Origin of the sequence: Photorhabdus thracensis, assembly GCF_001010285.1 — a bacterium.
GTDB lineage: Bacteria > Pseudomonadota > Gammaproteobacteria > Enterobacterales > Enterobacteriaceae > Photorhabdus > Photorhabdus temperata.
In genome coordinates this window covers 4,705,733-4,729,276 of the sequence record NZ_CP011104.1, presented here as the reverse complement: position 1 = coordinate 4,729,276, position 23,544 = coordinate 4,705,733, and the positions used below count along the sequence as shown (strand labels likewise).

Sequence of the window (23,544 nt, the reverse complement as noted above, 5' to 3'; positions counted from 1 at the left end):
TATTTTCAAGGAGAGATATGAAAAATGCAGCGCAAATTGTAAATGAGGCTTTAAATCAAGGAATTACTCTGTTTGTTGCTGATAACCGATTACAATACGAAACCAGTCGTGATAGTATTCCAGCAGAATTATTCAGTGAATGGAAAAATTATAAACAAGCGTTGATCGACTTCCTGAGCCAGATCGATGCAGAAGAAGAAATTCAAACATATCAATTACAGAATATCCAACGTGATGGCAATGCAGAACATTATCCACTCTCATTTGCTCAACAACGCCTGTGGTTTATCGACCAACTTACCGAAGGTAGCCCTCAATATAATTGTCCCGGATATTTGAGATTACGGGAACAACTGAATTTCAACGCTTTTAAGGCCGCGGTAAAAACGTTGCTTGAACGTCATGAAGCGTTACGTACCCATATTAAAATTATTGATAATGAGCCACGGCAAGTCATAACACATTCCTATGATTTACCCATTACACGACATGATCTGACTGCATTCTCTGAAACTGAGCAAGAATCTCAAATCAAAAGATTCAGTAAAGAAGAAGATAACTTGGTTTTTAACCTTAGTACTGATTTGATGTTGCGTATTCGCCTGATAAAGCTGGCCGAAAATGATTATGTGATTATCTATACCATTCACCATATTGCCTGTGATAGTTGGTCAATAGAAATCTTTATCAATGAACTTATTACCCTATATCGCGCGTATAATAAAGGAGAAATAGCTCCATTACCGCCACTTAAAATCCAATATACCGATTATGCTCAATGGCAACGAAATTGGCTGCAAGGTGATATTCTCAAAAAACAATTGGATTATTGGCAAACCCAGTTATCAGGTATTTCTCCACTTCACCGTCTTCCACTGGATAACCCACGACCAGAGAAACAGAGTTTTGAGGGGCATCTTAATGATCAACGTATTTCAAAGGATTTAACACAAGAAATAAGAGCATTATGTCACCAACATGAAGTCACATTATTCATGTTTCTGGAGACAGCCTTTGCCGTATTGTTGAGTCGTTACAGTAATGAAAAAGACATTCTGGTCGGAACACCACTTGCAGGGAGAAGACACCATGATATTGAGCCTTTGATTGGTTTTTTTGTTAACTCTCTGGTGATCAGAACGGATTTATCCGGTCAGCCCACTTTCAGTGAGTTATTAAAGCAGAACAGTCGCACTATCCTGGATGCGTATGCACATCAAGATCTGCCATTTCAAATGCTGGTGGAAAAAATCAGTCCGGGACGAAACTTAAATTATAACCCTATATTTCAAATCGCTTTTACTCTGGAGAATACTCAGCGTGATACGATACTGGCGCGGGATAATAATATTGAGTCTGAAGAACGTCTGCTTTTGAAAGCCCGATTTGATTTGGAAATTCATATTTATGAAGAAGAAGAGGGCGGATTATCCCTTTTATGGGTTTATGACAGCAACTTATTCAATAATATGACCATTGAAAGATTGCTTGCCAATTATGAAACCTTGTTGGTTAATATTGTTAGTGTCATGAAGCCATGTATTGGCTCCGATCTGATATACAGGGAACCTTCTGTCCATGACATTCCATTATTAGCAGAGGCTGAAATACACACTTTGTTACATGAATGGAATGGCCTGCCGGATTATAGCCAGCATGGCGGCTGTTTTCATGAACTGTTTGAGGAACAAGCTGCTCGATATCCTGAAAAAACAGCCGTTATTTTTGACGGCAATTCATTAAGCTATCAGGAATTAAATAAACAAGCTAATCAACTCGCTCATTACTTGACAGAGCAAAAGATCAAACCAGAAGCATTGGTCGCGCTCTGTATTCCTCGTTCAATACGCGCTGTAGTAGCGCTACTGGGGATTATTAAAGCAGGGGGAGCTTATTTGCCGTTAGATCCCAGCTATCCGAAACCTCGTCTTCAATATATGTTGGAACACAGCGAAGCTGAGTTCATTCTGACCGAAACGGATTTGATAGAAAAACTCCCAATCAGCCGGCAGAAAGTCGTCTGTTTGGATACGGAAACAATGCAATCACAATTGCAGCACATGCCTACGGACAATATCGCTGAACGCCCATTCCCAATAACGGAAAATAATCTGGCTTACGTCATTTATACCTCTGGTTCTACGGGTAAACCGAAAGGGGTTATGTTGGAACATAAGGGGTGGGTAAATCTGGCACTTTCACAGGCGGGTTTATTTGGTGTTGATTCATATAGCCGGGGATTGCAGTTCGCTTCCTGGAGTTTTGATGCCATGATCTTAGAAATATCTATGACACTGGCGTATGGAGCAGCACTTTATTTAATTTCAGAAACCCAACAGCATACCCCTGAATATTTGGATGAGTTAGTTGATAAACATCAGATTACCCATGCTGTATTACCTCCTGCTTTGCTGCCTTATTTGGACTTTAACAAATGGCGTTCCGTTTCAACCTTGCTTTTAGCGGGGGAAGCGGTACCACCACAGAGCGCTGTTCGTTGGTCACAGGGCAGAAAACTGTTCAATGTATATGGCCCGACAGAGTGTACTGCCATTGTGACTTCGGGCTTATTAACTGATGACAAAATTACGATTGGGAAACCATTGCCCAATATCGTTATTCGTATTCTTGATCCATCAGGCAATCTAGTACCTATTGGTGTTGCCGGGGAATTATATATTGGTGGCATCCAACTGGCGCGTGGGTACTTGAATGCCCCTGAAACAAACGTAACGAAATTTATTACTGATTTAACGGACAATTCCCAATCCTTACGTTTATACCGAACGGGAGATTTAGCCCGTTGGTTGCCTGATGGTAGTGTGGAATTTATTGGTCGGATTGACTCTCAAGTCAAGATTAGAGGATTTAGGATTGAGTTGGGAGAAATCGAAACTGCATTGGCCGGACATGACGCCTTAAGCAGTGCTGCGGTTATTACTTATGGGAACGATAAAAGATTGATTGCCTATGTTTGTCCAACCAAAGATTGGCTGGATAAAAAAGGGCTGAAATTTAATGCCGACAACGCATCTCAGTCTTCCGATATTAAAATTGAACTTTCGGAGCTACTTGAATCAGCACTGAAAAAACAATTACCAGAATACATGGTTCCAAGCCTTTATATTCCGCTAGAGCGAATGCCACTCACGTTAAATAACAAAGTGGACAAAAAAGCGTTGCCTGTTCCAAATGAAAATGATTTCCGACAACAAAGTTATGTTGCGCCAAGAAATGAAGTGGAGAGAAAAATTAGCCAGTTATGGCAAGAAGTGTTGGGCGTTAGCCAAGTCAGCATTTATGACAACTTTTTCATGTTGGGTGGTCACTCTCTTCAGGCAACCCGCCTTATCAGCTTAATACGCAATGATCTAAACATTGAAATACCGTTGAGCAGTGTCTTTGAGTATCCAACACTTGAGCGATTAGCACGAATCGCCACGATTCATCAGGTTAAGGAAAAAAGAAAGCATTTCCAGGCTGGGCAAGAGACAACACAAGAACTATTGGAAGGTGATATATGAAAAATGCGGCACAAATTATCAATGAAGCTTTAAATCAAGGGATTACTCTGTTTGTTATTGATAACAAACTGAAATATAAAACCAGCCGAGATAGCATTCCTCCGGAACTGCTCAGTGAATGGAAACAACATAAACAAGAATTGATTGATTTCCTGAAGCAAATCGATTCAGAAGAGGATTCGGACACTCACCGACTGCAAGGTATTCCGCGTTATGATCGTGCGGAACATTACCCACTTTCATTTGCTCAACAGCGCTTGTGGTTAATCGATCAACTTACCGAAGGTAGTCCGCAGTATAACTGCACAGGTGATTTCAGGTTGAGAGAGTCGCTTAATCTCAACGCTTTTGAGGCGGCTATAGCAACATTGCTTGAACGCCATGAATCGCTGCGTACTTATTTCAAAATTATTGATAATGAGCCACGGCAGGTTATTGCGACTTCTTATGATTTGCCTATTACAGTACATGATCTGTCCACACTTTCAGAATTTGAGCAGGAACAACAGCTTAAACAACTCGGTGAGCAGGAGTGGAAACAAGCTGTTAATCTCAGCACTGACCTGATGCTGCGTATTCGGTTGCTGAAATTAACAGATGATGATTATTTCATTCTCTATACGATTCATCATATCGCCTGTGATGGCTGGTCGCTGGCAATCTTTATCAGTGAGCTGCTGACATTATATCGTGCTTATTGCCAGGGCGAGGGTAATCCTCTGCCGCCATTACAAGTTCAATATACTGACTATTCCCAATGGCAACGGGACTGGCTGCAAGGGGATATTCTGGAAAAACAGCTGGATTACTGGCAAAACCAATTATCAGGTATTTCACCACTTCACCGTTTTCCACTGGATAATCCACGGCCAGAAAAACAAAATTTTGAAGGGAATGTTCATCCACAACGTATTTCAAAAGCTTTGACTCAAGAAATACGAGCACTGTGCGCCAAACATGAAGTGACGTTATTTATGTTTCTGGAAACGGCTTTTGCTGTGTTGTTGAGTCGTTACAGTAGTGAAAAGGATATTCTGGTTGGCATGCCGCTTGCAGGGCGAAGACACCGTGACACTGAGCCTTTGATTGGATTTTTCGTCAATTCACTGGTGATAAGAACGGATTTATCCGGTCAGCCTACATTCAGTGAACTATTAAAACAAAATAGTCGTACGATCCTGGATGCTTATGCACATCAAGACCTGCCTTTTGAGATGCTGGTGGAGAAAATCAGTCCAGAACGGAATTTAAATTATAATCCTATTTTCCAGATCATGTTTGCAGTACAGAATAATCAACGGGATACAACTCTGGAGCAGGATAGCATTGTGACATCTAAAGAACGTTCCCTTCTGACCACCCGATTTGATTTGGAAGTCCATATTTATGAAGAAGACGAAGGTGAGTTATCTATTGGATGGATCTCTGACACCAGCCTGTTCAGAAATGAGACCATTAATAGATTAATCACCAATTACGAAATTTTGCTGACCAATATTGTTGATGTGATGAAGCATCATGCAGGTATCAGTGAGCCGTCCGTTCATGACCTTCCATTATTGGCAGATGCTGAACGGAATACCTTACTGCATGAATGGAGCGGGCCACAAATTCCTTATCCGACCGGGAAATGTTTCCATGAACTCTTCGAAGAGCGGGTATCACAACACCCTGAAAAAAATGCCCTGATTCTTGGCGATGACACCCTGAGCTATCAGTCATTAAATGAGCAAGCTAACCAATTGGCACATTATCTGCTTGAACAAGGGATCATACCGGACACGTTGGTTGCACTTTGCATACCAAGGTCATTGCAAGCTGTTGTGGCATTATTGGGTATTCTTAAAGCGGGTGGCGCTTATGTACCGTTAGACCCCAGTTATCCGAAAGCCCGCCTCCAATATATGTTGGATCACAGTGAAGTCGAATTCATCCTGACCGAAACTCACCTCGTTGAAAAACTGCCAATTAGCCAGCAGAAAGTGATTTGTCTGGATACAGAGATAGTACAGTCTCAGCTACAACATATGCCTACCGATAATATTACTGAGCGTCCACTTCCGCTCACGGAAAATCATCTGGCTTATGTGATTTATACTTCCGGCTCTACCGGTAAACCGAAAGGGGCGATGCTGGAACATAGAGGGTGGGTTAATCTGGCATTCTCGCAAGCAGATTTATTTGGCATTGACTCACATTGCCGGGGGTTGCAGTTTGCCTCCTGGAGTTTTGACGCCATGATCTTAGAGATGTCTATGACATTGGCCTATGGCGCAACACTGTATTTGATTTCCGAAACCCAACGGCGTTCCCCTGAATTGTTGGATGAAGTGGTTGAAAAACATCAGATAACTCATGCTGTACTACCTCCGGCGCTACTTCCTCATCTGAATTTTAACAAATGGCGTTCTGTCTCAACTTTGCTTTTGGCGGGTGAAGCCGTGCCACCACAGATTGCTGTTCGTTGGTCACAGAATAGAAACCTGTTTAACGTATATGGCCCGACAGAATGTACATCCATTGTCACCACAGCTTTATTAACTGACGAGAAGATTACGATTGGAAAACCTTTGCCTAACGTTGTGATGCGTATTCTTGATCCGGAAGGTAATTTGGCTCCGATGGGCGTTATCGGGGAACTGTATATTGGCGGTGTTCAGTTAGCACGCGGTTACCGAAACTCACCGGAAATCACAGCAAGGCAGTTTATCCGTGATCCATTCAGCTCGCATTCAACGGATGGCAGGGAAAACCGGCTTTATCGAACCGGCGATTTAGTACGCTGGACACCGGATGGTCAGTTGGAATTTATCGGCCGTGTTGACTCTCAGGTTAAGATCCGTAGTCACCGCATAGAGTTGGGTGAAATCGAGACAGTTTTGTCCGGGCATGATGCTTTAAGTAGTGCTGTTGTGATCGCTTATGGTCAAGATGAAGATAAAAAACTCATTGCGTATGTCTGCCCAAGTACAGGGTGGTTAGGTGAAAAAGCGGTTGAATTTAACGCAAGCAGCGTTGAGAACTGGACAGAAATTTTTGATGAGCAGTACCGTCAACCCACAACGGCTAATACTCAAAAAGGGAGCGCTCAGAAAGGTGATGTAGTCGCATTAGACAGTGATTTCGGCGGCTGGATGAACAGCTATACTGAACAGCCGATTGCCCTTGAGCAAATGGAGGAATGGTTAGCAGGAATCATGCACAGGATTAAAGCCCTGCATCCTCATCGCTTACTGGAAATTGGTTGTGGTACCGGATTATTGTTGTATCGCTATGCTGAATGGTGCGAATCAGTAGTGGCTACCGATATTTCAGCTGAGGTGTTAAATCGGCATCAACATATTCTGCAACAACGTGGCTGGTCACATGTGCAGCTCAGAAGAGGAGATGCGCTCAACTTAGGAACCTTGAGTGCTGATGAATTTGATACTGTCGTGATTAACTCTGTTGTCCAATATTTCCCTAATGTTCAATATCTGGAAAAAGTACTTGAACAGTTAATACCGGCGATTGAAGCGGGTGGGAAAATTTTGTTGGGAGATATCCGCAACTTAGATCTATTAACCGCCCATGCTACAGCGATAGAGCAAAGTCATCTTAACGGGCAACGTATTCAGGTAGGGGCGCTGGCGAACCGTATTCAGCGGCGTTTACAACAAGAACCCGAGTTTTTACTCAGTCCAACTTATTTTGCCCAATTACCGGAGCGTTACCCTGAAATTGGCCGGGTTGATATTCTGGTTAAACGTGGCATCGGCGACAATGAAATGTTGCGTTATCGTTATGATGTCATATTGCACAAAAGAGGTGAAAATACCCAATCTTGTAATGAATTGCTTTTAAATTGGCATAATTTCGATTCTTTTGAAAGTCTGCGTAATTTGTTACAGATGGGCACGGAGGATATATTGGGTATTTCAGGTATCCCCAACGCCAGAATTAAAGATGACCTCACTTTGGCAGAAGGGCTGCGTCACTGGTCAGTCAACCAGATGATAACGCCACCAGCAAATGTCGGCAGTTTCTCCCCACAGGCATTACAACAGGTTCAGGAATTCGAATCCTTACTGCAATACGCTGAACAATGTGGTTATCAATGCGGCGTTACGTGGTCACAACAGCAACCTGATTTGCTGGATGTGATTTTTAGTCGTGGAGAGTTACCACCTATACAGGCACGTACTGACTACAATCAAACCCATTTAGCTAATTATCCGCAAATTTCGGCTATTAGTGGGGAACTTTCAGAATTACTCGAATCCGCATTGAAACAGCAACTGCCAGAATATATGGTTCCAGGTCTCTATATTCCTTTGGAACGAATGCCACTCACGTTAAATAATAAAGTGGATAAAAAAGCGTTACCGATCCCAAATGAAGACGATTTACGCCGACAAAACTATGTGGCGCCAAGAAATGAAATAGAAATTAAGATCGGTCAGTTATGGAAGCGGTTATTGAATGTCAGTCAAGTAGGCATCTATGACAATTTCTTCACCTTGGGGGGACATTCACTTCAGGCAACGCGCCTTATTAGTTCAATACGTAACGAATTAGAAATAGAAGTTCCGTTGAGAAGTGTTTTTGAACACCCAACACTTGAGCAGCTATCACAGGTTGTCACTATTCATCTTATCAAAGAAAAAAGAAAACATTTCCAGGCTGGGAAAGAAACAACGCAAGAACTGTTGAAAGGTGATATATGAAAAATGCGGCGCGAATTATCAATGAGGCTTTAGATCAGGGAATTACGCTGTTCGTTACTGATAACCGTTTACAATACGAGACTGGCCGCGGCAGTATTCTACCCGCTTTGCTCAGTGAATGGAAACAGCATAAACAGGAGTTGATTGATTTTCTGAACCAGCTCGATTCAGAAGAACAAACTCAAACGCATCACTTTTTGCAAGATATTCAGCGTGATGGCAAAGCAGAACATTATCCGCTTTCATTTGCTCAACAGCGTTTATGGTTTATTGATCAGCTGGATGGAGGCAGCCCCAAGTATAACTGTATGGGGAATTTCAGGCTGCGGGAATCCATTAACATCAAGGCGTTTGAGGCAGCCGTTAAGGCATTACTTGAACGCCATGAAGTCTTGCGTACCTATTTTAAAATCATCAATAACGAACCGCGGCAATTTATTGCCACGGATTTCGATTTACCTATTACACATCATGATTTATCTGCGTTACCTGAAACTGAGAAAAACGATCAGGTAAAACAACTCAGTAAGGAAGAAGAGAATCTGATTTTTAACCTTAATACAGATCTAATGCTGCGCATTAGGTTAATAAAATTGGCAGAAAATGATTACCTTATTATTTATACGATACACCATATCGCCTTCGATGGCTGGTCGATGGCAATATTTCTCCATGAATTTTTCACGTTATACAAAGCTTATTGTCAGGGTGAGACAAATCCGCTACCGCCGCTGAAAATTCAATATGTCGATTATGCCCAGTGGCAACAGGGCTGGCTGCAAGGTGATGTGCTGAAAAAACAGCTGACATATTGGCAGAAGCAGTTAGCCGGAATTTCACCCGTCCACCGTGTGCCGCTGGATAATCCACGGCCAGAGAAACAAAATATCGAAGGGTGTTTTCATACACAACATATTTCCTCGCGGTTAACCCAAGCAATTAGAGGACTGTGTGCTAAGCATAACGTTACCTTATTCATGTTTCTGGAAACGGCTTTTACTGTATTGCTGAGCCGCTATAGTAATGAGAAAGATATTCTGGTTGGAACAGTAATTGCTGGCAGACAACATCCTGATATTGAACCGCTGATCGGTTTTTTTGTTAATTCATTGGTTATCAGAACAGATTTATCCGGTCAGCCGACGTTCAGTGAATTATTAAAACAAAACAGCCGTACCATTCTGGATGCTTATGAACATCAAGATTTGCCGTTTGAGATGTTGGTAGAAAAGCTCAGTCCGGAACGGAACCCAAACCATAACCCCATCTTCCAAATCATGTTTGCAGTACAGAATAACCAACGTGACACAATACTGGAACAGGATAATATTATTGAATCCGAGGATAATTTACTTAGAACGACTCGGTTTGATTTGGAAATCCATGTTTTTGAGGAAGAACAGACGGGCGAATTATCCATAATATGGATTTCAAATACGAGTCTGTTTTATAGCAGTACCATTGAAAGATTTATCGCCAATTACGAAACCTTGCTTTCTGGCATTGTTGAGGTGATGACAGATGATTCAGTAAATAAAGAACCCCCCATTCATGAACTGCCATTATTGGCAGAAGCTGAAAAGCATACCTTACTGCATGAATTAAATGGGCCACAGAACCATTACCCACAAGGTCGTTGCTTCCACGAGCTGTTTGAAGAACAGGTGGCACTGAATCCTGAAAAAACCGCGCTGGTTTTTGGTGAAGAGGCTTTAAGTTATCAGGCGGTTAATGCTCAGGCCAATCAGTTGGCGCATTACCTGATTGAGCAGGGTATCCAGCCAGATATTCTGGTGGCAATTTGCCTTCCCCGGTCGTTGCAAACGGTGATTGCACTGCTGAGCATCCTCAAAGCGGGTGGAGCTTATGTGCCTTTGGATGCCGGTTATCCGCAAGCCCGCCTGCAATACATGCTGGAGCACAGCGGTGCTGAATTTATCCTGACCGAAACACCGCTGGTTGATAAATTGCCTATCAGCCAGCAACGCGTTATCTGTCTGGATGCTGAAACGGTACAGTCACATGTGCAAAACCTGCCCACTGGCAATATCGTTCATCGTTCAGTGCCCCTGACAGAAAATCATCTGGCCTATGTCATTTATACCTCTGGTTCTACTGGCCGACCAAAAGGCGCGATGCTGGAGCACAAGGGTTGGGTGAATCTGGTACAAGCACAAGCCGCGTTATTTGGTGCGGGTGCTGATATTCGCGGGTTGCAGTTTGCTTCCTGGAGCTTTGACGCCGCAGTGTTGGAAATGGCAATGACCTTGGCCTATGGCGCCACATTGTATTTGATTTCAGAAACACACCGCCGTTCGCCTGAATGGCTGGATGAGGTGGTTGAAAAACACCACATTACCCACGCTGTACTCCCGCCGGCGTTGTTGCCTCATTTGGATTTCAACAAGTGGCGCACAGTTTCAACCTTGTTGTTGGCAGGGGAAGCTGTGGCGCCGCATATTGCCGCGCAGTGGTCGCAGGGCAGAAAGCTGTTTAACGTTTATGGCCCAACAGAGTGTACTTCGATTGTGACTTCCGCCTTATTAACAGCAAATAAGCGAGTGACAATTGGAAAACCGTTGCCGAATACTGTGATGCGTATCCTGAATTCCGACGGTAATCTGGTGCCTCTTGGGGCTGTCGGGGAACTGTATATCGGTGGCATTCAACTGGCACGCGGTTACCGGAATGCACCGGATATCACGGAAAAGCAATTTATCCGAGATCCCTTCAGTACCAACCCGGCAGACCGACTTTACTGTACAGGTGATTTAGTCCGCTGGACGCCAGAAGGTGAGTTGGAATTCATTGGCCGCTTGGATTCACAGGTCAAAATTCGCAGCCATCGTATTGAATTGGGGGAAATCGAATCGGTGCTGGCGGGGCAGGAGATTTTAAGTAATGCTGTCGTGATCGCTGATGGTCATGACAGTGAGGACAGGAAACTCATTGCTTATGTTTGCCCGAGTACGCATTGGCTGGCGGAGAAAGCAGCCGCTTTTAATGCAGATTACCTTGAAAGCTGGACAGAGATCTTTGATGGTCGGTATCGGCAGGAGATAACAGAAAATATTGCTACCGATACTATTGATAAGAGCGATGACAAGAGTGATTTTGATGGTTGGATAAATAATTATACCGAACAGCCGATTGCATTGGACCAAATGGAAGAATGGCGGGCGGGTACCATGCAGCGGATTGAATCCCTGCATCCCCGCAGCTTATTGGAAATTGGCTGTGGGGCGGGTTTATTGTTGTATCGCTATGCTGAACGGTGCGAATCAGTATTGGCTACTGATATTTCAGCGGAGGTATTGACACATCACCAGAAAATTTTGCGGCAGCGTGGCTGGTCACACGTGGAGCTAATCAGGGGAGATGCACTGAATTTAGGCACAATCACGCCAGATCAGTTCGATACCGTTGTGATGCATTCCGTTGTCCAATACTTCCCCAATATTCAATATCTGGAAAAAGTCATTACACAGTTATTGCCTGCGGTTAAAACCGGGGGGAAAATTCTACTGGGAGATATCCGTAACTTAGATTTGTTAACTGCACATGTAACAGCCATCGAGAAAAATCGCCTGAATGGGCAACGTATTTCGGTGGGTACGCTGGCAAACCGCATTCAACAGCGTCTACAGAAAGAAAAAGAGTTTTTACTGAGTCCAACCTATTTTGCCCAATTGCCGACGCGTTACCCTGAAATTGGAAGAGTTGATATTTTGGTTAAACGTGGTATTGGCGACAATGAAATGCTGCGCTATCGTTATGAAGTGATATTACATAAATGCGATAAAAATGCGGAGTTATGTTGCCATTTACCCATAACCTGGTGCGATTTTAATTCTATTGAAGATCTTCGTAATGTGTTAGAGACAGGGAAATTCGATACATTTGGTGTCTCAGGTATTCCTAATGCCCGTATCAAAGATGATTTTGATTTAGCGGAAGGGTTACGCCATTGGTCATCTAATCAGATTGTCTTTCCACTAAAAGATGCCGACGGTTTTTCTCCAGAAGCCGCGGAGCAAGTTTTGGCACTCGAATCTTTACTTCAATATGCGGAACAGTGCGGCTACCAGTGTGAACTTACATGGTCACAGCAGCAACCTGATTTACTGGATGTGATTTTCAGCCGAGGTGAATTACCTCAAGTGCAGGCGCGCTCAGATTACAGCCAGACGCATTTAGCTAATTATCCGCAACTTCCTGCTATTAGTGGAGAACTTGCAGAGCTACTGGAATCCGCCTTGAAAAAACAACTACCTGACTATATGGTGCCCAGTCTCTATATCCCATTGGAACGTATTCCACTGAATTTGAATAATAAAGTGGATAAAAAAGCGTTACCCATTCCAGATGAAAATGACTTACGTCGTCAGGCTTATATTGCACCGAGAGATGAAATCGAGGAAAAACTTTGTCAGTTATGGCAAGAACATCTAAAAATCAATCTAATTGGTATTTATGATAATTTCTTCTCACTCGGTGGTCACTCACTCTTGGCAGTTAAAATAACCGCTTCCATAAGAAATACTTTGACCAATAATTTCAGTATGCATGAGTTATTTGCAAATCCAACCATTGCTCAGATTGCCAGTGTAATTCGTCACAGTCATAAGCATGAAATATCCGCACCGAAGACAACACACAATATATCTGATCACAGTACATTTGATGGAAAAATGCCTATTTCTTATTGTCAGAAAATGTATTGGTATTTTATTCAAGAAGCGTTGTTGGAGGACAGTTTCCACGTACCCATTACTTTGCTGATGGAAGGAGAATTGAATCACAGTGCGTTGGAAAAAAGTTTAAATACCATCTTAGCGCGACATGAAAGTTTGCGTTTTAAGTTTTATAAAGAAAATGGGCAAATTTTCATGCAGCCTGACAATAGTATGAAAATTAATCTTCAAGTTATTGAAGCGTTACCAAGAGGAATCGAGAGAGAACAAATCATTATTGAAATTAATAAGCTCTGGGAAGAGAAATTAAGAACACCTTTTGATGTTTATAATGGCCCGCTAATCAAGACATTCCTACTGCCTGTTTCGGAAACAATCACGGTATTATTTATTGACGTACACCATATTATCTCCGATGGATGGTCTATCAATATCATTATGAACGAGTTTAAACAGTTATATACGGCTTATTCACAGGGGCAAGAAAACCCATTGCCACCTGTTGCTATGCAATATTCTGGTTATGTTTATGACTTGCAAGAAATCCATGCGACTGAGGCAGCTAAAAAACAAATTAAATTCTGGCAACAACAATTTTCTGATGTTAATCCAGAACGCGATTTTCCTGTTTCTTTCAGAAAACATCTGGCTTCAAAATATCGCTCTCACGCCCGTCATATCAAAATACCAGATTCGCTGGATAAAGCTGTTTTACAATATTGTGAAACTCATAAAATCACACCTTATATGTTATTTATGGCTTTGTTCCACACGTGTCTTTTTATGTATTCCGGTGAATCGCAACATATTGTTACCTCACCAAAAGCTGATCGAACTCGCATAGAAAGCCATCAAACAATAGGGTTATTCTTGGGTGATTTGATAGTAAAATCAAATATCAGTAAGGAAATGAGCCTACAAGGAATCATTAAGCAGGTTAGTCAGTCTATTCATCGCGCCATAGAGAATTCTAATATCCACATGTCTGTCGTGATTGACGCGGTGGGAGAAAAGGCGAGGGATAATATATTTAACGTTCTGTTTAACTATTTGGATGCACAAAGTTTCTATGATTTTATCGACATCTCTAAAGATGAAAAATTATCACTGCCAAACCTTGATGTGGAAGTGATAGAGACCGAAATAATTCCTTTTGAATCACTTGGGATGAATTTCTTATACATGCCACAAAATATCAGTTGTGAACTCAATTACAATCCTGAACTGTATACAGAATCAGTCATTGATAGGATGGCTACATATTATGAACGGTTGTTAAATGTCATCGTATCCGGCCAAGAAAAAGAGAGTATCAGTCAGTTTTATGGCTAAATTTTTCTAAGATATGAAGAGATTGGCTTCAGGGATGAGGCTAATCGAATAACCGCGAGTTGTTGGCGGAGTTTGTTTGCATGTTGTGGAATATGCTGGGATTTCGATTGAGTAGGTTTATTCGTATAGTTGTTGTTATAGCCATTCTCATTGGATGTGTTCTGATTTTTACTATGTCGCTTGCAAATGTTAATTTGTCATATACAAAGAAAAATTTTATTTATTATAATATGTTTACCTTTGATGAAATTAAAAACATCCCCTTAATTTCAAAGGATTATATCATATACTATGATTCACCGGATGGAACACCAACAATGACTAACAAAATTGTTTTCTCAAATGTAAATTTGAATAACAAATCAGAATTAATAAAATATGTTGAAAGTATGGGTTTTGAAAAATATTTTGACGAATATTGGCGTAAGGATAATGTACTCATAAATATAAAACAAAATAATATAAAGCGTACTATTTTGTTTTTAGTTGAGAAGAATTAAAATACATTATTTTTTCTTATACTGTAACCTGTGAATTTTTAGACCTCAACTGACAGTTTTATGTATATTTAACAGGTGTTATTTTAGGTTAGGAGAATCTCCCGGAATACTTTTTACCGTTGGAAAAAGGATTATGTTGCCAAAGGAGAAAAAGGGTTTATTAATAGCAAACTATGCTAAGAAAACCCGGCTGTCTGCGTTGCCTCATCCAGCTTGAGGGTTCTCATCCCTCCCTGCATCGGGGAATATATAAGCAAAAAGCCCAGGTAATTAACCTGAGCTTCTCTTTGAATTCTGGCGGTGAGGGAGGGATTGACTCGCTAGCGCTCGCCCTGCGGGCCGCCTTTGGCGGTCCAAAACGGCGTTGCCGTTTTGTCGAACCCTGGTCGAGGGCTCTCATCCCTCCCTGCATCGGGGAATATATAAGCAAAAAGCCCAGGTAATTAACCTGAGCTTCTCTTTGAATTCTGGCGGTGAGGGAGGGATTCGAACCCTCGATACGTTTTCACGTATACACACTTTCCAGGCGTGCCCCTTAAGCCTCTCGGACACCTCACCGTGTTTTTTTCGCCCCAGCAACTTTGTTTGACATCGTCGCTGCAACGGGGCGCTACTATAGGGAAAAGCATTACAAGCGTCAACACTCTTCTAATACTTTTCTTTGGTTTTTTGATTGGTTAGCTAAATAACCGTCAATTCGATGAATTGATGCCCATCTGACGTTGTTGAAGTAAACAGATGCAAGTTTTTTGATAAGAAAAAAATGAATTCGTTAACTACTTAACATTCTCAACATTTTCATAAAGATGATTAACAAAGGAGCTTGCAACCTGCTATTAATCAGATAACCCTGTATAAAAAAATAAATTAGGATAAATAATCATGGATATTATCTTTTACCACCCTTTTTTTGATGCCGCTCAGTGGATTCAGGGCATGCAGCATCGACTGCCGAATATTAATATCCGTCAATGGAAACGCGGCGATAATGCCCATGCAGATTATGCAATGGTTTGGGCGCCTCCCTATGAAATGTTGGCAAATCGCTCCGGATTGAAGGGGATTTTTACCCTGGGAGCAGGGGTAGAGGCCATTTTGAAACAGGAACAGCAAAGACCCGGGATGTTGCCCGCCGGTGTACCATTAATGCGGCTCCAAGACGCAGGTATGGGATTACAAATGCGGGAGTATGCGGTAGCAACGGTTTTACATTACTTACGTCGCATGGATGAATATAAGCTGCAACAAGGGCAGAAAACGTGGAAACAACTCGAATCACATGATCGCCGGGATTTTGTGATTGGTGTGTTGGGCGCTGGGGTTTTAGGACGCAGTGTTGCCGAGACGCTGGTTGAGTTTGGTTTTACAGTACGCTGCTGGAGCCGTACTCCGAAGCAGATTAATAAGGTAGACAGCTTCTACGGTCAAGATCAGTTGGGCGATTTTCTCTCTGGCAGTAAAGTGCTTATTAATCTATTGCCTGATACACCACATACCCGTGGTATTCTGAATTTATCGCTGTTTAGTCAGTTAAAACCGAAGTCCTATCTGATTAATCTCGCACGAGGCTCCCATTTGATAGAACATGATCTATTGGTAGCGATCAATAAAGGCTATATCGCGGCGGCTTCATTGGATGTATTTACTGAGGAACCATTGCCGGAAATGCACCCATTCTGGACGCATCCCCGTATAACGGTTACTCCACATATTGCTGCTATTACTATTCCCAATATCGCTATGGATAAGGTCAGTGAAAATATTCGACGGATTGAAAAGGGTGAATTACCAACCGGTGTTGTGGATATCAAACTGGGGTATTAACAGTGTCTCTTTACAGTCAGGTTGGTTATTGGGGACAATAGCGGCAAAATAGCTATTTATTTGGAAAATGAGATGAATGAATTTTCAATAGTCTGCCGCATTTTAGGGACTTTGTTTAACCGCCAGCCACAAGATCCGGTTCTGCAACCCCTTCTGGCAATGATGGCGGAAGGTAAACTGAAACAATCCTGGCCATTAGAGCAGGATGCGTTGTTGGATCGCCTGCAACAGAGTTGTGAACTGCCGGCAATGGCAACGGATTATACTGCGCTATTTGGTGGTGGTGGTTATGCCAGTGTGCCGGGTCGTCGTTCTGACTATACCGGGGAGAGTGAAAACGATATTCGTCAGTTTCTGACCGAACGCGGTATGCCATTGTCAGAGGGGCCGGTTGATCAGTTTGGTTCTCTGTTATTAGCGGCTTCATGGCTGGAAGATCAGGCCGCAGAAGATGAAGTTCAGGGGCAAATTGTGTTGTTTGATGAGTATCTTCTGCCGTGGTGTGGGCAATTGCTGGGAAAGGTGGAAGCCCACGCAACAACCGGTTTTTACCGGACATTGGCAATGATCACCCGTGAAGCGTTGCAGGCGTTACGGGAAGAGTTGGATTCTTAGTTTTAAACGGATGAAAAGGCAAATAATTGACGATTATTTGCCTTTTCTGCGATATCTCGATAAAAATTATTTATCGGTTAGCATGATAACAAATTTGCCAGGTTTGACTTCTAACCCTTTTGCCAATTTTTTGGCGGCGGCTTCAGCTTTACTGTGATCCGGTTTCAATACATACACGGGGTGAATATCAAAGAAAGCGCTGAGTGATTTATTCAGATAAGGAAGCAGAGCGTTAATCGGCTTTTCCATTTTTTCCGGTGTGATTTGATAATCAACGATTTCTAATTCTTTCAGAAAAATAGCGCCTTTTTCTGGATCAAACACAGGTTGCGCTTTTAGTGTCAGCTTCATATCCGCTTTAGCTGGGCCAAGCAGGGAGGCAATATTAACCTTTGCCTGGCCGGTTAATGCTATTTTATCGGGTTCTGTCCGGCCAATTTGGCTGGACAATTCTGTCAGTTCTATATCTGCGTTGGCGATACCATGTAACTCAATCTGTTTCTGATAATGGATATGTTTCGCCAGATAGCCATTAATCAGCTCTTCGCTGATACTGAAATCTTTGAATTGATCGCAACCGCTGACTAACCCGGCCATCAGCAATACTGCCCCCAAGAAAAATTTTCTCATATTGACTCCTTTATTTTGAAGGGCAGATTTTACATCATTAATTGCCACTAAGCATGGCGGATTCAATTTTACGCTGGTTAAATTGGCGGTGCAGTGCATACAACGTGATAAAGCCAATAATTCCTAACAGGATCCAGGGCAGTTGCGGCATATTTAGCCTATGACCGGTATCATACAACCAACCGCCGCCGGTATAACCTAAAGCGCCACCCAGTGCCAGGCCGAGGCGGCTAAAGCCCATATAACTGCCACGGGCGCGGGGATCAGCCAGTGAAGCGCTTAATGTCTCACGAGCAGGTTCTGCGGTGACGGTACCCAAGTAGAACAGGCAGATAATGCCAAACAGCGTATTGATTTCACCAATCAAACCTATTGGGAACATGCTCAGGCTCATCAGGAAAAGCCCTGCCATCAGGCGCTGTTCCAGCCGGAAACGTTTCTCGCTCCAGCGGGCAATGGGATAAAGTAAAGTCAACGAAAGTGTCGCCTCAATGGCGTACATCCACTTCACCGCAGCGGGCGTCCCGGCGATTTCATTGACGATAATTGGGAACATCAGCATTACCTGTACAGACAGCATAAAGTAGCCGGTCAGTGTCAACACATAAGTGAAGAAGCGGCGGTCTTTAATGACGCGTCCCATACCTTCCCAGATTGGCGTACGGGTAGTGGAAATCCGGTATGCAGGGAGTTGCCAGGCATTCCAGATGGCTGCCAGAACGAAAATAACAGCACCTGTCCAACAAACAAGATGGAAATCATATTGCAGCAGCCAGCTACCAATCAGCGCACCGACAACGGCCCCGGCGCTATCTTGCATGAGCAGCAGGGAATAAAAACGGCCACGTTCGTGAGGGCGGGTGAGTTTGATAACCAGTGCGGTCCGTGGTGGATCAAATAAAGTGCCGCCTAATGCGGATAATATGCAGGCAAGCCATAAGATCCACGGCTCAGTGGCTAATGCGATTAAAGCAAAACCAAGGGCGCGCAACAGCATCCCGGTGACGATCATCGGTTTTGCACCAAAGCGGTCGGCAATTGCGCCACCGAAAATGCCCAAGCCTTGTTGTACAAACTGCCGTAAACCAAGAGCAAAACCGACAACCAGCGCAGCCCAGCCCAGTTGTTCAACAAAATGTATTGATATTAAGGGAAAAACGACGAAGAAGCCCAGAACGACCAGCAAGTTATCAAATAACAAGAAGTACTTGCCCAGGCTACGTGCTTGCGAAACCAGTGACATTGCTCACCATTGGAATATTAAGAAGAGGAGAATAATATAATTCTTCTATATTCTGTACTTAATTTAATCTTTAGGGTAGTGATTTATGGATAATATTTTTTTATCGTAAGCGGGTGGCTGGAAGATGTATTTTATAGATGAAAAGCTTAAGTTTTTAACGGACAAATTAGGCATAGCTAGGGAGAAATAATGTTTGGTTATCGTTCCACTTTACCGAAAGTTCGTTTGATAACAGAACGAATGGTGGTGCGTTTGGTGTACGAGCGGGATGCTTATCGTTTAGCTGAATATTATTCAGAAAATCACGAATTTCTTAAACCTTGGGAGCCAACTAGGGATAACAGCCATTGTCAGCCTTCTGGTTGGACAAACCGATTGAATTTAATCATGGAAATGCAAAGGCAGAGCGCAGCTTTTCATTTCTTGCTGCTTGATCCGAATGAGAATGAAGTTATTGGTGTTGCGAATTTCAGTAATATTTTGCGGGGTGCTTTTCATGCCTGTTATTTGGGATATTCCCTTGGTGAAAAATGGCAGGGAAAAGGGCTGATGTATGAGGCGTTGCAGCCAGCCATCCGCTATATGCAGCGTCAGCAGGGTATGCATCGGATTATGGCTAATTATATGCCTGATAATCATCGTAGTGGTAAATTGTTGGAACGATTGGGCTTTGAACGTGAAGGATATGCAAAGAAATATCTGATGATAAATGGGATTTGGCAGGATCATGTATTAACTGCACTGACAGATGAAAAATGGAATGGAAAAAGTTAATTCTCAGATTGTACTGCCAGATAAACCAGGAACTGTCTAGTTACAAAGTTATAGCAGAACTTAAATTACCGTCTCGTCGTAAGCCCCATGATGGGGCTTTTGCTCATTAATGGACAAACAGATGTAGAGAGAAGGAGGGAAATGTAATTTGAAAGATGGTGTTTCTTCATACCTTATTTTTGACCCTTTTTTCTTAGTTAATTTTAATACATTGTTTTTTAAAGAAATGTTATTTACCTCGTAAAAAAGGGTTTTTTTACTTTTTATCACTCTACTCTTTAAAAGTCAGCAGGTTAAGGTTAGTATCTAACAGTTCACTGCCGTACAGGCAGCTTAGAAATTTTGTATTTCCATTCACTGTCTTTCCGTTGCGTTCACTGCCGTACAGGCAGCTTAGAAACACAGAATTGAACCATTCCAAAGGGGGCTTACGTTCACTGCCGTACAGGCAGCTTAGAAAGTTCGCGGGGAGCACTTTGGTTATTAAAAAAAGTTCACTGCCGTACAGGCAGCTTAGAAATTGAAATGCGTCTCCTTGCCACGTTCCACACAGTTCACTGCCGTACAGGCAGCTTAGAAAGGCGGGAACGTTGTCATAACGTGCATCAAAGTGTTCACTGCCGTACAGGCAGCTTAGAAAATTTCCAGTCTCTTTCTGCTGCTCTCAATAGAGTTCACTGCCGTACAGGCAGCTTAGAAAGATTAGGCGGACTGTTAAAGCTCAAGCACACGGTTCACTGCCGTACAGGCAGCTTAGAAATAGCACTTGCGAATCATCCGGTTATTCTTACGGTTCACTGCCGTACAGGCAGCTTAGAAAAAATCGCATTAGGTACAAAGCGTTCTGAAACTGTTCACTGCCGTACAGGCAGCTTAGAAAATATGAAATAGAAATAGTGACAGAGATAATCAGTTCACTGCCGTACAGGCAGCTTAGAAATTTCTGCTTGCTGATGAAGCTCTTCGGTAGTGGTTCACTGCCGTACAGGCAGCTTAGAAATTTCGAATTTTCGTTAGCCTTTTTCTGTTCGTGTTCACTGCCGTACAGGCAGCTTAGAAATGATGGGTATGCGTATGCTAATCGTGGATATAGGTTCACTGCCGTACAGGCAGCTTAGAAAGCGTAGACGCTGCATTTCCCAACCAGCATTTCGTTCACTGCCGTACAGGCAGCTTAGAAATTTGCGCCGATGCTATCTTTCGCGGCTTTAATGTTCACTGCCGTACAGGCAGCTTAGAAAGAGGTGCACACGGAGGCAGGGGCAGCGCTAAAGTTCACTGCCGTACAGGCAGCTTAGAAACGTTCGGTTGGGCTAATGATCCCCATGCGTTCGTTCACTGCCGTACAGGCAGCTTAGAAATGTGCACGGCATAAGGTTCTTTGGTGAAATACGTTCACTGCCGTACAGGCAGCTTAGAAATGCTTAATAATATTCACGACGTTAATTTTAATGTTCACTGCCGTACAGGCAGCTTAGAAAAATTTATAGCGGGAACTGAGACCGGAATATTCGTTCACTGCCGTACAGGCAGCTTAGAAAATTTTCATATGTTAATTTTGCTACTTCTGTTAGTTCACTGCCGTACAGGCAGCTTAGAAATTCGGTGATTTGATGTTGTATCTTATACGGGAGTTCACTGCCGTACAGGCAGCTTAGAAAGATGGGTATGTTCGATAAACATGAAATAGAAAGTTCACTGCCGTACAGGCAGCTTAGAAAAAAAGAAGGTGTTTGCGGCTGCGTATGGTATCGTTCACTGCCGTACAGGCAGTTTAGAAATGATTAAATTCAGATTTAATGAGTTGATTTATTTGACGCACTGACTTCGGTTGGTGCGTTTTTTTGAGCATGATTTTGAGATAAATACGATGAATTTATTGAAATCGCTGGCTGCGGTCAGTTCTATGACCATGTTTTCCCGGGTTTTGGGCTTTATCCGTGATGCCATTATTGCCCGTATATTTGGCGCAGGTGCAACAACGGATGCCTTTTTTGTTGCATTTAAATTACCTAATCTGTTGCGCCGTATTTTTGCAGAAGGCGCATTTTCTCAGGCATTTGTGCCGATTTTGGCTGAATATAAAAATCAGCAGGGAGACGAAGCGACCCGGACGTTTATTGCCTATGTTTCCGGTATGTTGACGTTAATTCTGGCGGTTGTTACGGTGCTGGGTATTTTAGCTGCACCGTGGGTGATTTATATTACCGCGCCGGGTTTTACCGATACTGCGGATAAATTTGCTCTGACGACAAATCTGTTAAGAATTACGTTTCCTTATATTTTTCTGATATCACTGGCCTCGTTGGCAGGGGCGATATTAAATACCTGGAATCGGTTTTCTGTACCGGCTTTCGCCCCGACGTTGCTTAATATCAGCATGATTGTGTTTGCACTGTTTGTCTCCCCGTATTGCAATCCACCGGTGATGGCGTTGGGTTGGGCGGTTGTTGCCGGCGGTATTTTGCAACTTGTCTATCAGCTTCCCCATCTGAAAAAAATTGGCATGCTGGTATTACCGCGCATCTCTTTCCGTAACAGTGGCGTATGGCGGGTTATCCGACAGATGGGGCCGGCGATCCTTGGGGTTTCAGTCAGCCAGATTTCATTAATTATTAATACAATTTTCGCCTCATTTCTGGTATCCGGTTCTGTGTCCTGGATGTATTACGCTGACCGTTTGATGGAATTACCTTCCGGTGTATTGGGCGTTGCTCTTGGAACCATTCTTTTGCCTTCACTGGCGAAAAGTTTTTCCAGTGGCAATCATGAGGAATACACTAAACTGATGGATTGGGGGCTTCGGCTCTGTTTCCTATTGGCGCTGCCTTGTGCTATCGCGCTGGGTATTCTGGCAGAACCTTTGACGGTTTCTCTTTTCCAGTATGGTAATTTCACTGCATTTGATGCGGCAATGACTCAGAAGGCATTAATTGCTTACTGTTTCGGGCTGATGGGGATAATTATTGTTAAAGTATTGGCACCGGGTTTTTATTCCCGTGGCGATATCAAAACCCCGGTGAAAATTGCGATTGCGACTTTAATTTTGACTCAACTAATGAATCTGGCTTTTGTTGGCCCACTGAAACATGCTGGGTTGGCGCTTTCTATCGGTTTGGCTGCTTGTTTCAATGCCGGTATGCTTTACTGGCAATTACGGCAGAAAAATATCTTTAAGCCGCTGGTGGGGTGGGGTGTTTTCTTATTTAAACTGGTTGTGGCAATTGCAGTAATGGTTGCCGTGTTAGCTGTTACTTTATGGTTGATGCCAGCATGGGAACAGGGAAATATGGCTATGCGTCTGTTGCGGTTAATGATGGTGGTTATCGCTGGAGCTGGCGGTTATTTTGCTGCATTGATGCTGATGGGTTTCCGGTTGAAAGATTTCGCCCACCGCGGTTTATAATAAATTCAGGTATCCCAGCGGTTATTCTCGGATCAAGCCGCGTTTGAGCTTTCGGAGACTGCTGGGATATCAACTTTCATAGAATTAATGTAACCAACTAATTGATTTGTGACTAATTTCTCCGCTATATATTTTCATCGTTGAAATATTCATAATTAAGTGATGACCTGGATGTTATAGTCACTTAGTTTAACAATGTTTGAATAAAAATTTCATTGTGCGTGCCAGGTCGTGTTTTTTCATGAAAATATAAGGGATCCTGTTATAAATCACAATTATAATATGGCTATATTTGT

10 protein-coding genes, 1 tRNA gene, 1 other RNA gene and 1 CRISPR repeat array are annotated in these 23,544 nt (G+C 42.8%); of the genes, 8 read left to right on the top strand and 4 right to left on the bottom strand.

Annotation, left to right across the window (positions count from 1 at the left end; genetic code table 11):
- Nucleotides 1-17: 17 nt before the first annotated feature.
- The 4 genes from VY86_RS20580 to VY86_RS20565 all read left to right on the top strand — a co-directional run bounded on the left by VY86_RS20580 (nt 18) and on the right by VY86_RS20565 (nt 14,756).
- Complete coding sequence (locus tag VY86_RS20580; protein ID WP_046976363.1) at nt 18-3,524, top strand: non-ribosomal peptide synthetase; 3,507 nt, start codon at nt 18-20, stop codon at nt 3,522-3,524.
- Nucleotides 3,521-8,230: a non-ribosomal peptide synthetase gene (locus VY86_RS20575; protein ID WP_082111275.1), complete on the top strand. Its 4,710-nt coding sequence runs from the start codon at nt 3,521-3,523 to the stop codon at nt 8,228-8,230. The genes VY86_RS20580 and VY86_RS20575 overlap by 4 nt, the downstream gene beginning before the upstream one ends.
- Nucleotides 8,227-14,256 (top strand): non-ribosomal peptide synthetase, encoded by a 6,030-nt coding sequence (locus VY86_RS20570; protein WP_046976362.1) that lies wholly within the window; start codon nt 8,227-8,229, stop codon nt 14,254-14,256. The genes VY86_RS20575 and VY86_RS20570 overlap by 4 nt, the downstream gene beginning before the upstream one ends.
- An 80-nt stretch (nt 14,257-14,336) precedes the next feature.
- Nucleotides 14,337-14,756 (top strand): hypothetical protein, encoded by a 420-nt coding sequence (locus VY86_RS20565; protein ID WP_238591515.1) that lies wholly within the window; start codon nt 14,337-14,339, stop codon nt 14,754-14,756.
- A gap of 295 nt (nt 14,757-15,051) precedes the next feature.
- Here the strand turns inward: VY86_RS20565 and VY86_RS23765 are convergent.
- Together VY86_RS23765 and VY86_RS20560 are read right to left on the bottom strand one after the other, a co-directional pair.
- A non-coding RNA gene (locus VY86_RS23765) (RtT sRNA) lies at nt 15,052-15,177 on the bottom strand.
- Between the two features lie 47 nt (nt 15,178-15,224).
- A tRNA-Ser gene (locus VY86_RS20560) sits at nt 15,225-15,314 on the bottom strand.
- Between the two features lie 324 nt (nt 15,315-15,638).
- Between VY86_RS20560 and ghrA the strand changes: the two genes are divergently transcribed.
- Complete coding sequence (ghrA, locus tag VY86_RS20555) at nt 15,639-16,580, top strand: glyoxylate/hydroxypyruvate reductase GhrA (RefSeq protein ID WP_046976361.1); 942 nt, start codon at nt 15,639-15,641, stop codon at nt 16,578-16,580.
- Nucleotides 16,581-16,652: 72 nt separating this feature from the next.
- The gene (locus VY86_RS20550) at nt 16,653-17,195 is read left to right on the top strand and encodes a TorD/DmsD family molecular chaperone (RefSeq protein ID WP_046976360.1); all 543 of its coding nucleotides are present in this window, start codon (nt 16,653-16,655) and stop codon (nt 17,193-17,195) included.
- A 66-nt stretch (nt 17,196-17,261) separates the two neighbouring features.
- Here the strand turns inward: VY86_RS20550 and VY86_RS20545 are convergent, their stop codons facing one another.
- Together VY86_RS20545 and mdtH are read right to left on the bottom strand one after the other, a co-directional pair.
- Nucleotides 17,262-17,825 (bottom strand): lipoprotein, encoded by a 564-nt coding sequence (locus VY86_RS20545; protein ID WP_046976359.1) that lies wholly within the window; start codon nt 17,823-17,825, stop codon nt 17,262-17,264.
- 37 nt (nt 17,826-17,862) lie between these two features.
- Nucleotides 17,863-19,068 (bottom strand): multidrug efflux MFS transporter MdtH, encoded by a 1,206-nt coding sequence (gene mdtH, locus VY86_RS20540; protein ID WP_046976358.1) that lies wholly within the window; start codon nt 19,066-19,068, stop codon nt 17,863-17,865.
- 189 nt (nt 19,069-19,257) lie between these two features.
- Between mdtH and rimJ the strand changes: the two genes are divergently transcribed.
- Together rimJ and murJ are read left to right on the top strand one after the other, a co-directional pair.
- Nucleotides 19,258-19,842, top strand: coding sequence for a ribosomal protein S5-alanine N-acetyltransferase (gene rimJ, locus VY86_RS20535; protein ID WP_046976357.1), 585 nt, complete (start codon nt 19,258-19,260; stop codon nt 19,840-19,842).
- Between the two features lie 312 nt (nt 19,843-20,154).
- A CRISPR array of direct repeats spans nt 20,155-21,623; the repeat unit is 28 nt; unit sequence GTTCACTGCCGTACAGGCAGCTTAGAAA.
- An 89-nt stretch (nt 21,624-21,712) separates the two neighbouring features.
- Nucleotides 21,713-23,248: a murein biosynthesis integral membrane protein MurJ gene (gene murJ, locus VY86_RS20530; RefSeq protein WP_046977005.1), complete on the top strand. Its 1,536-nt coding sequence runs from the start codon at nt 21,713-21,715 to the stop codon at nt 23,246-23,248.
- Nucleotides 23,249-23,544: the final 296 nt, after the last annotated feature.

Bases quoted from the DNA above. Each gene is read 5' to 3' on its own strand.
- VY86_RS20580 (WP_046976363.1), top strand. From the start codon at position 18: ATGAAAAATGCAGCGCAAATTGTAAATGAGGCTTTAAATCAAGGAATT.
- mdtH (WP_046976358.1), bottom strand. From the start codon at position 19,068: ATGTCACTGGTTTCGCAAGCACGTAGCCTGGGCAAGTACTTCTTGTTA.
- murJ (WP_046977005.1), top strand. From the start codon at position 21,713: ATGAATTTATTGAAATCGCTGGCTGCGGTCAGTTCTATGACCATGTTT.
- VY86_RS20545 (WP_046976359.1), bottom strand. From the start codon at position 17,825: ATGAGAAAATTTTTCTTGGGGGCAGTATTGCTGATGGCCGGGTTAGTC.
- ghrA (WP_046976361.1), top strand. From the start codon at position 15,639: ATGGATATTATCTTTTACCACCCTTTTTTTGATGCCGCTCAGTGGATT.
- VY86_RS20565 (WP_238591515.1), top strand. From the start codon at position 14,337: ATGTTGTGGAATATGCTGGGATTTCGATTGAGTAGGTTTATTCGTATA.
- VY86_RS20550 (WP_046976360.1), top strand. From the start codon at position 16,653: ATGAATGAATTTTCAATAGTCTGCCGCATTTTAGGGACTTTGTTTAAC.
- rimJ (WP_046976357.1), top strand. From the start codon at position 19,258: ATGTTTGGTTATCGTTCCACTTTACCGAAAGTTCGTTTGATAACAGAA.
- VY86_RS20575 (WP_082111275.1), top strand. From the start codon at position 3,521: ATGAAAAATGCGGCACAAATTATCAATGAAGCTTTAAATCAAGGGATT.
- VY86_RS20570 (WP_046976362.1), top strand. From the start codon at position 8,227: ATGAAAAATGCGGCGCGAATTATCAATGAGGCTTTAGATCAGGGAATT.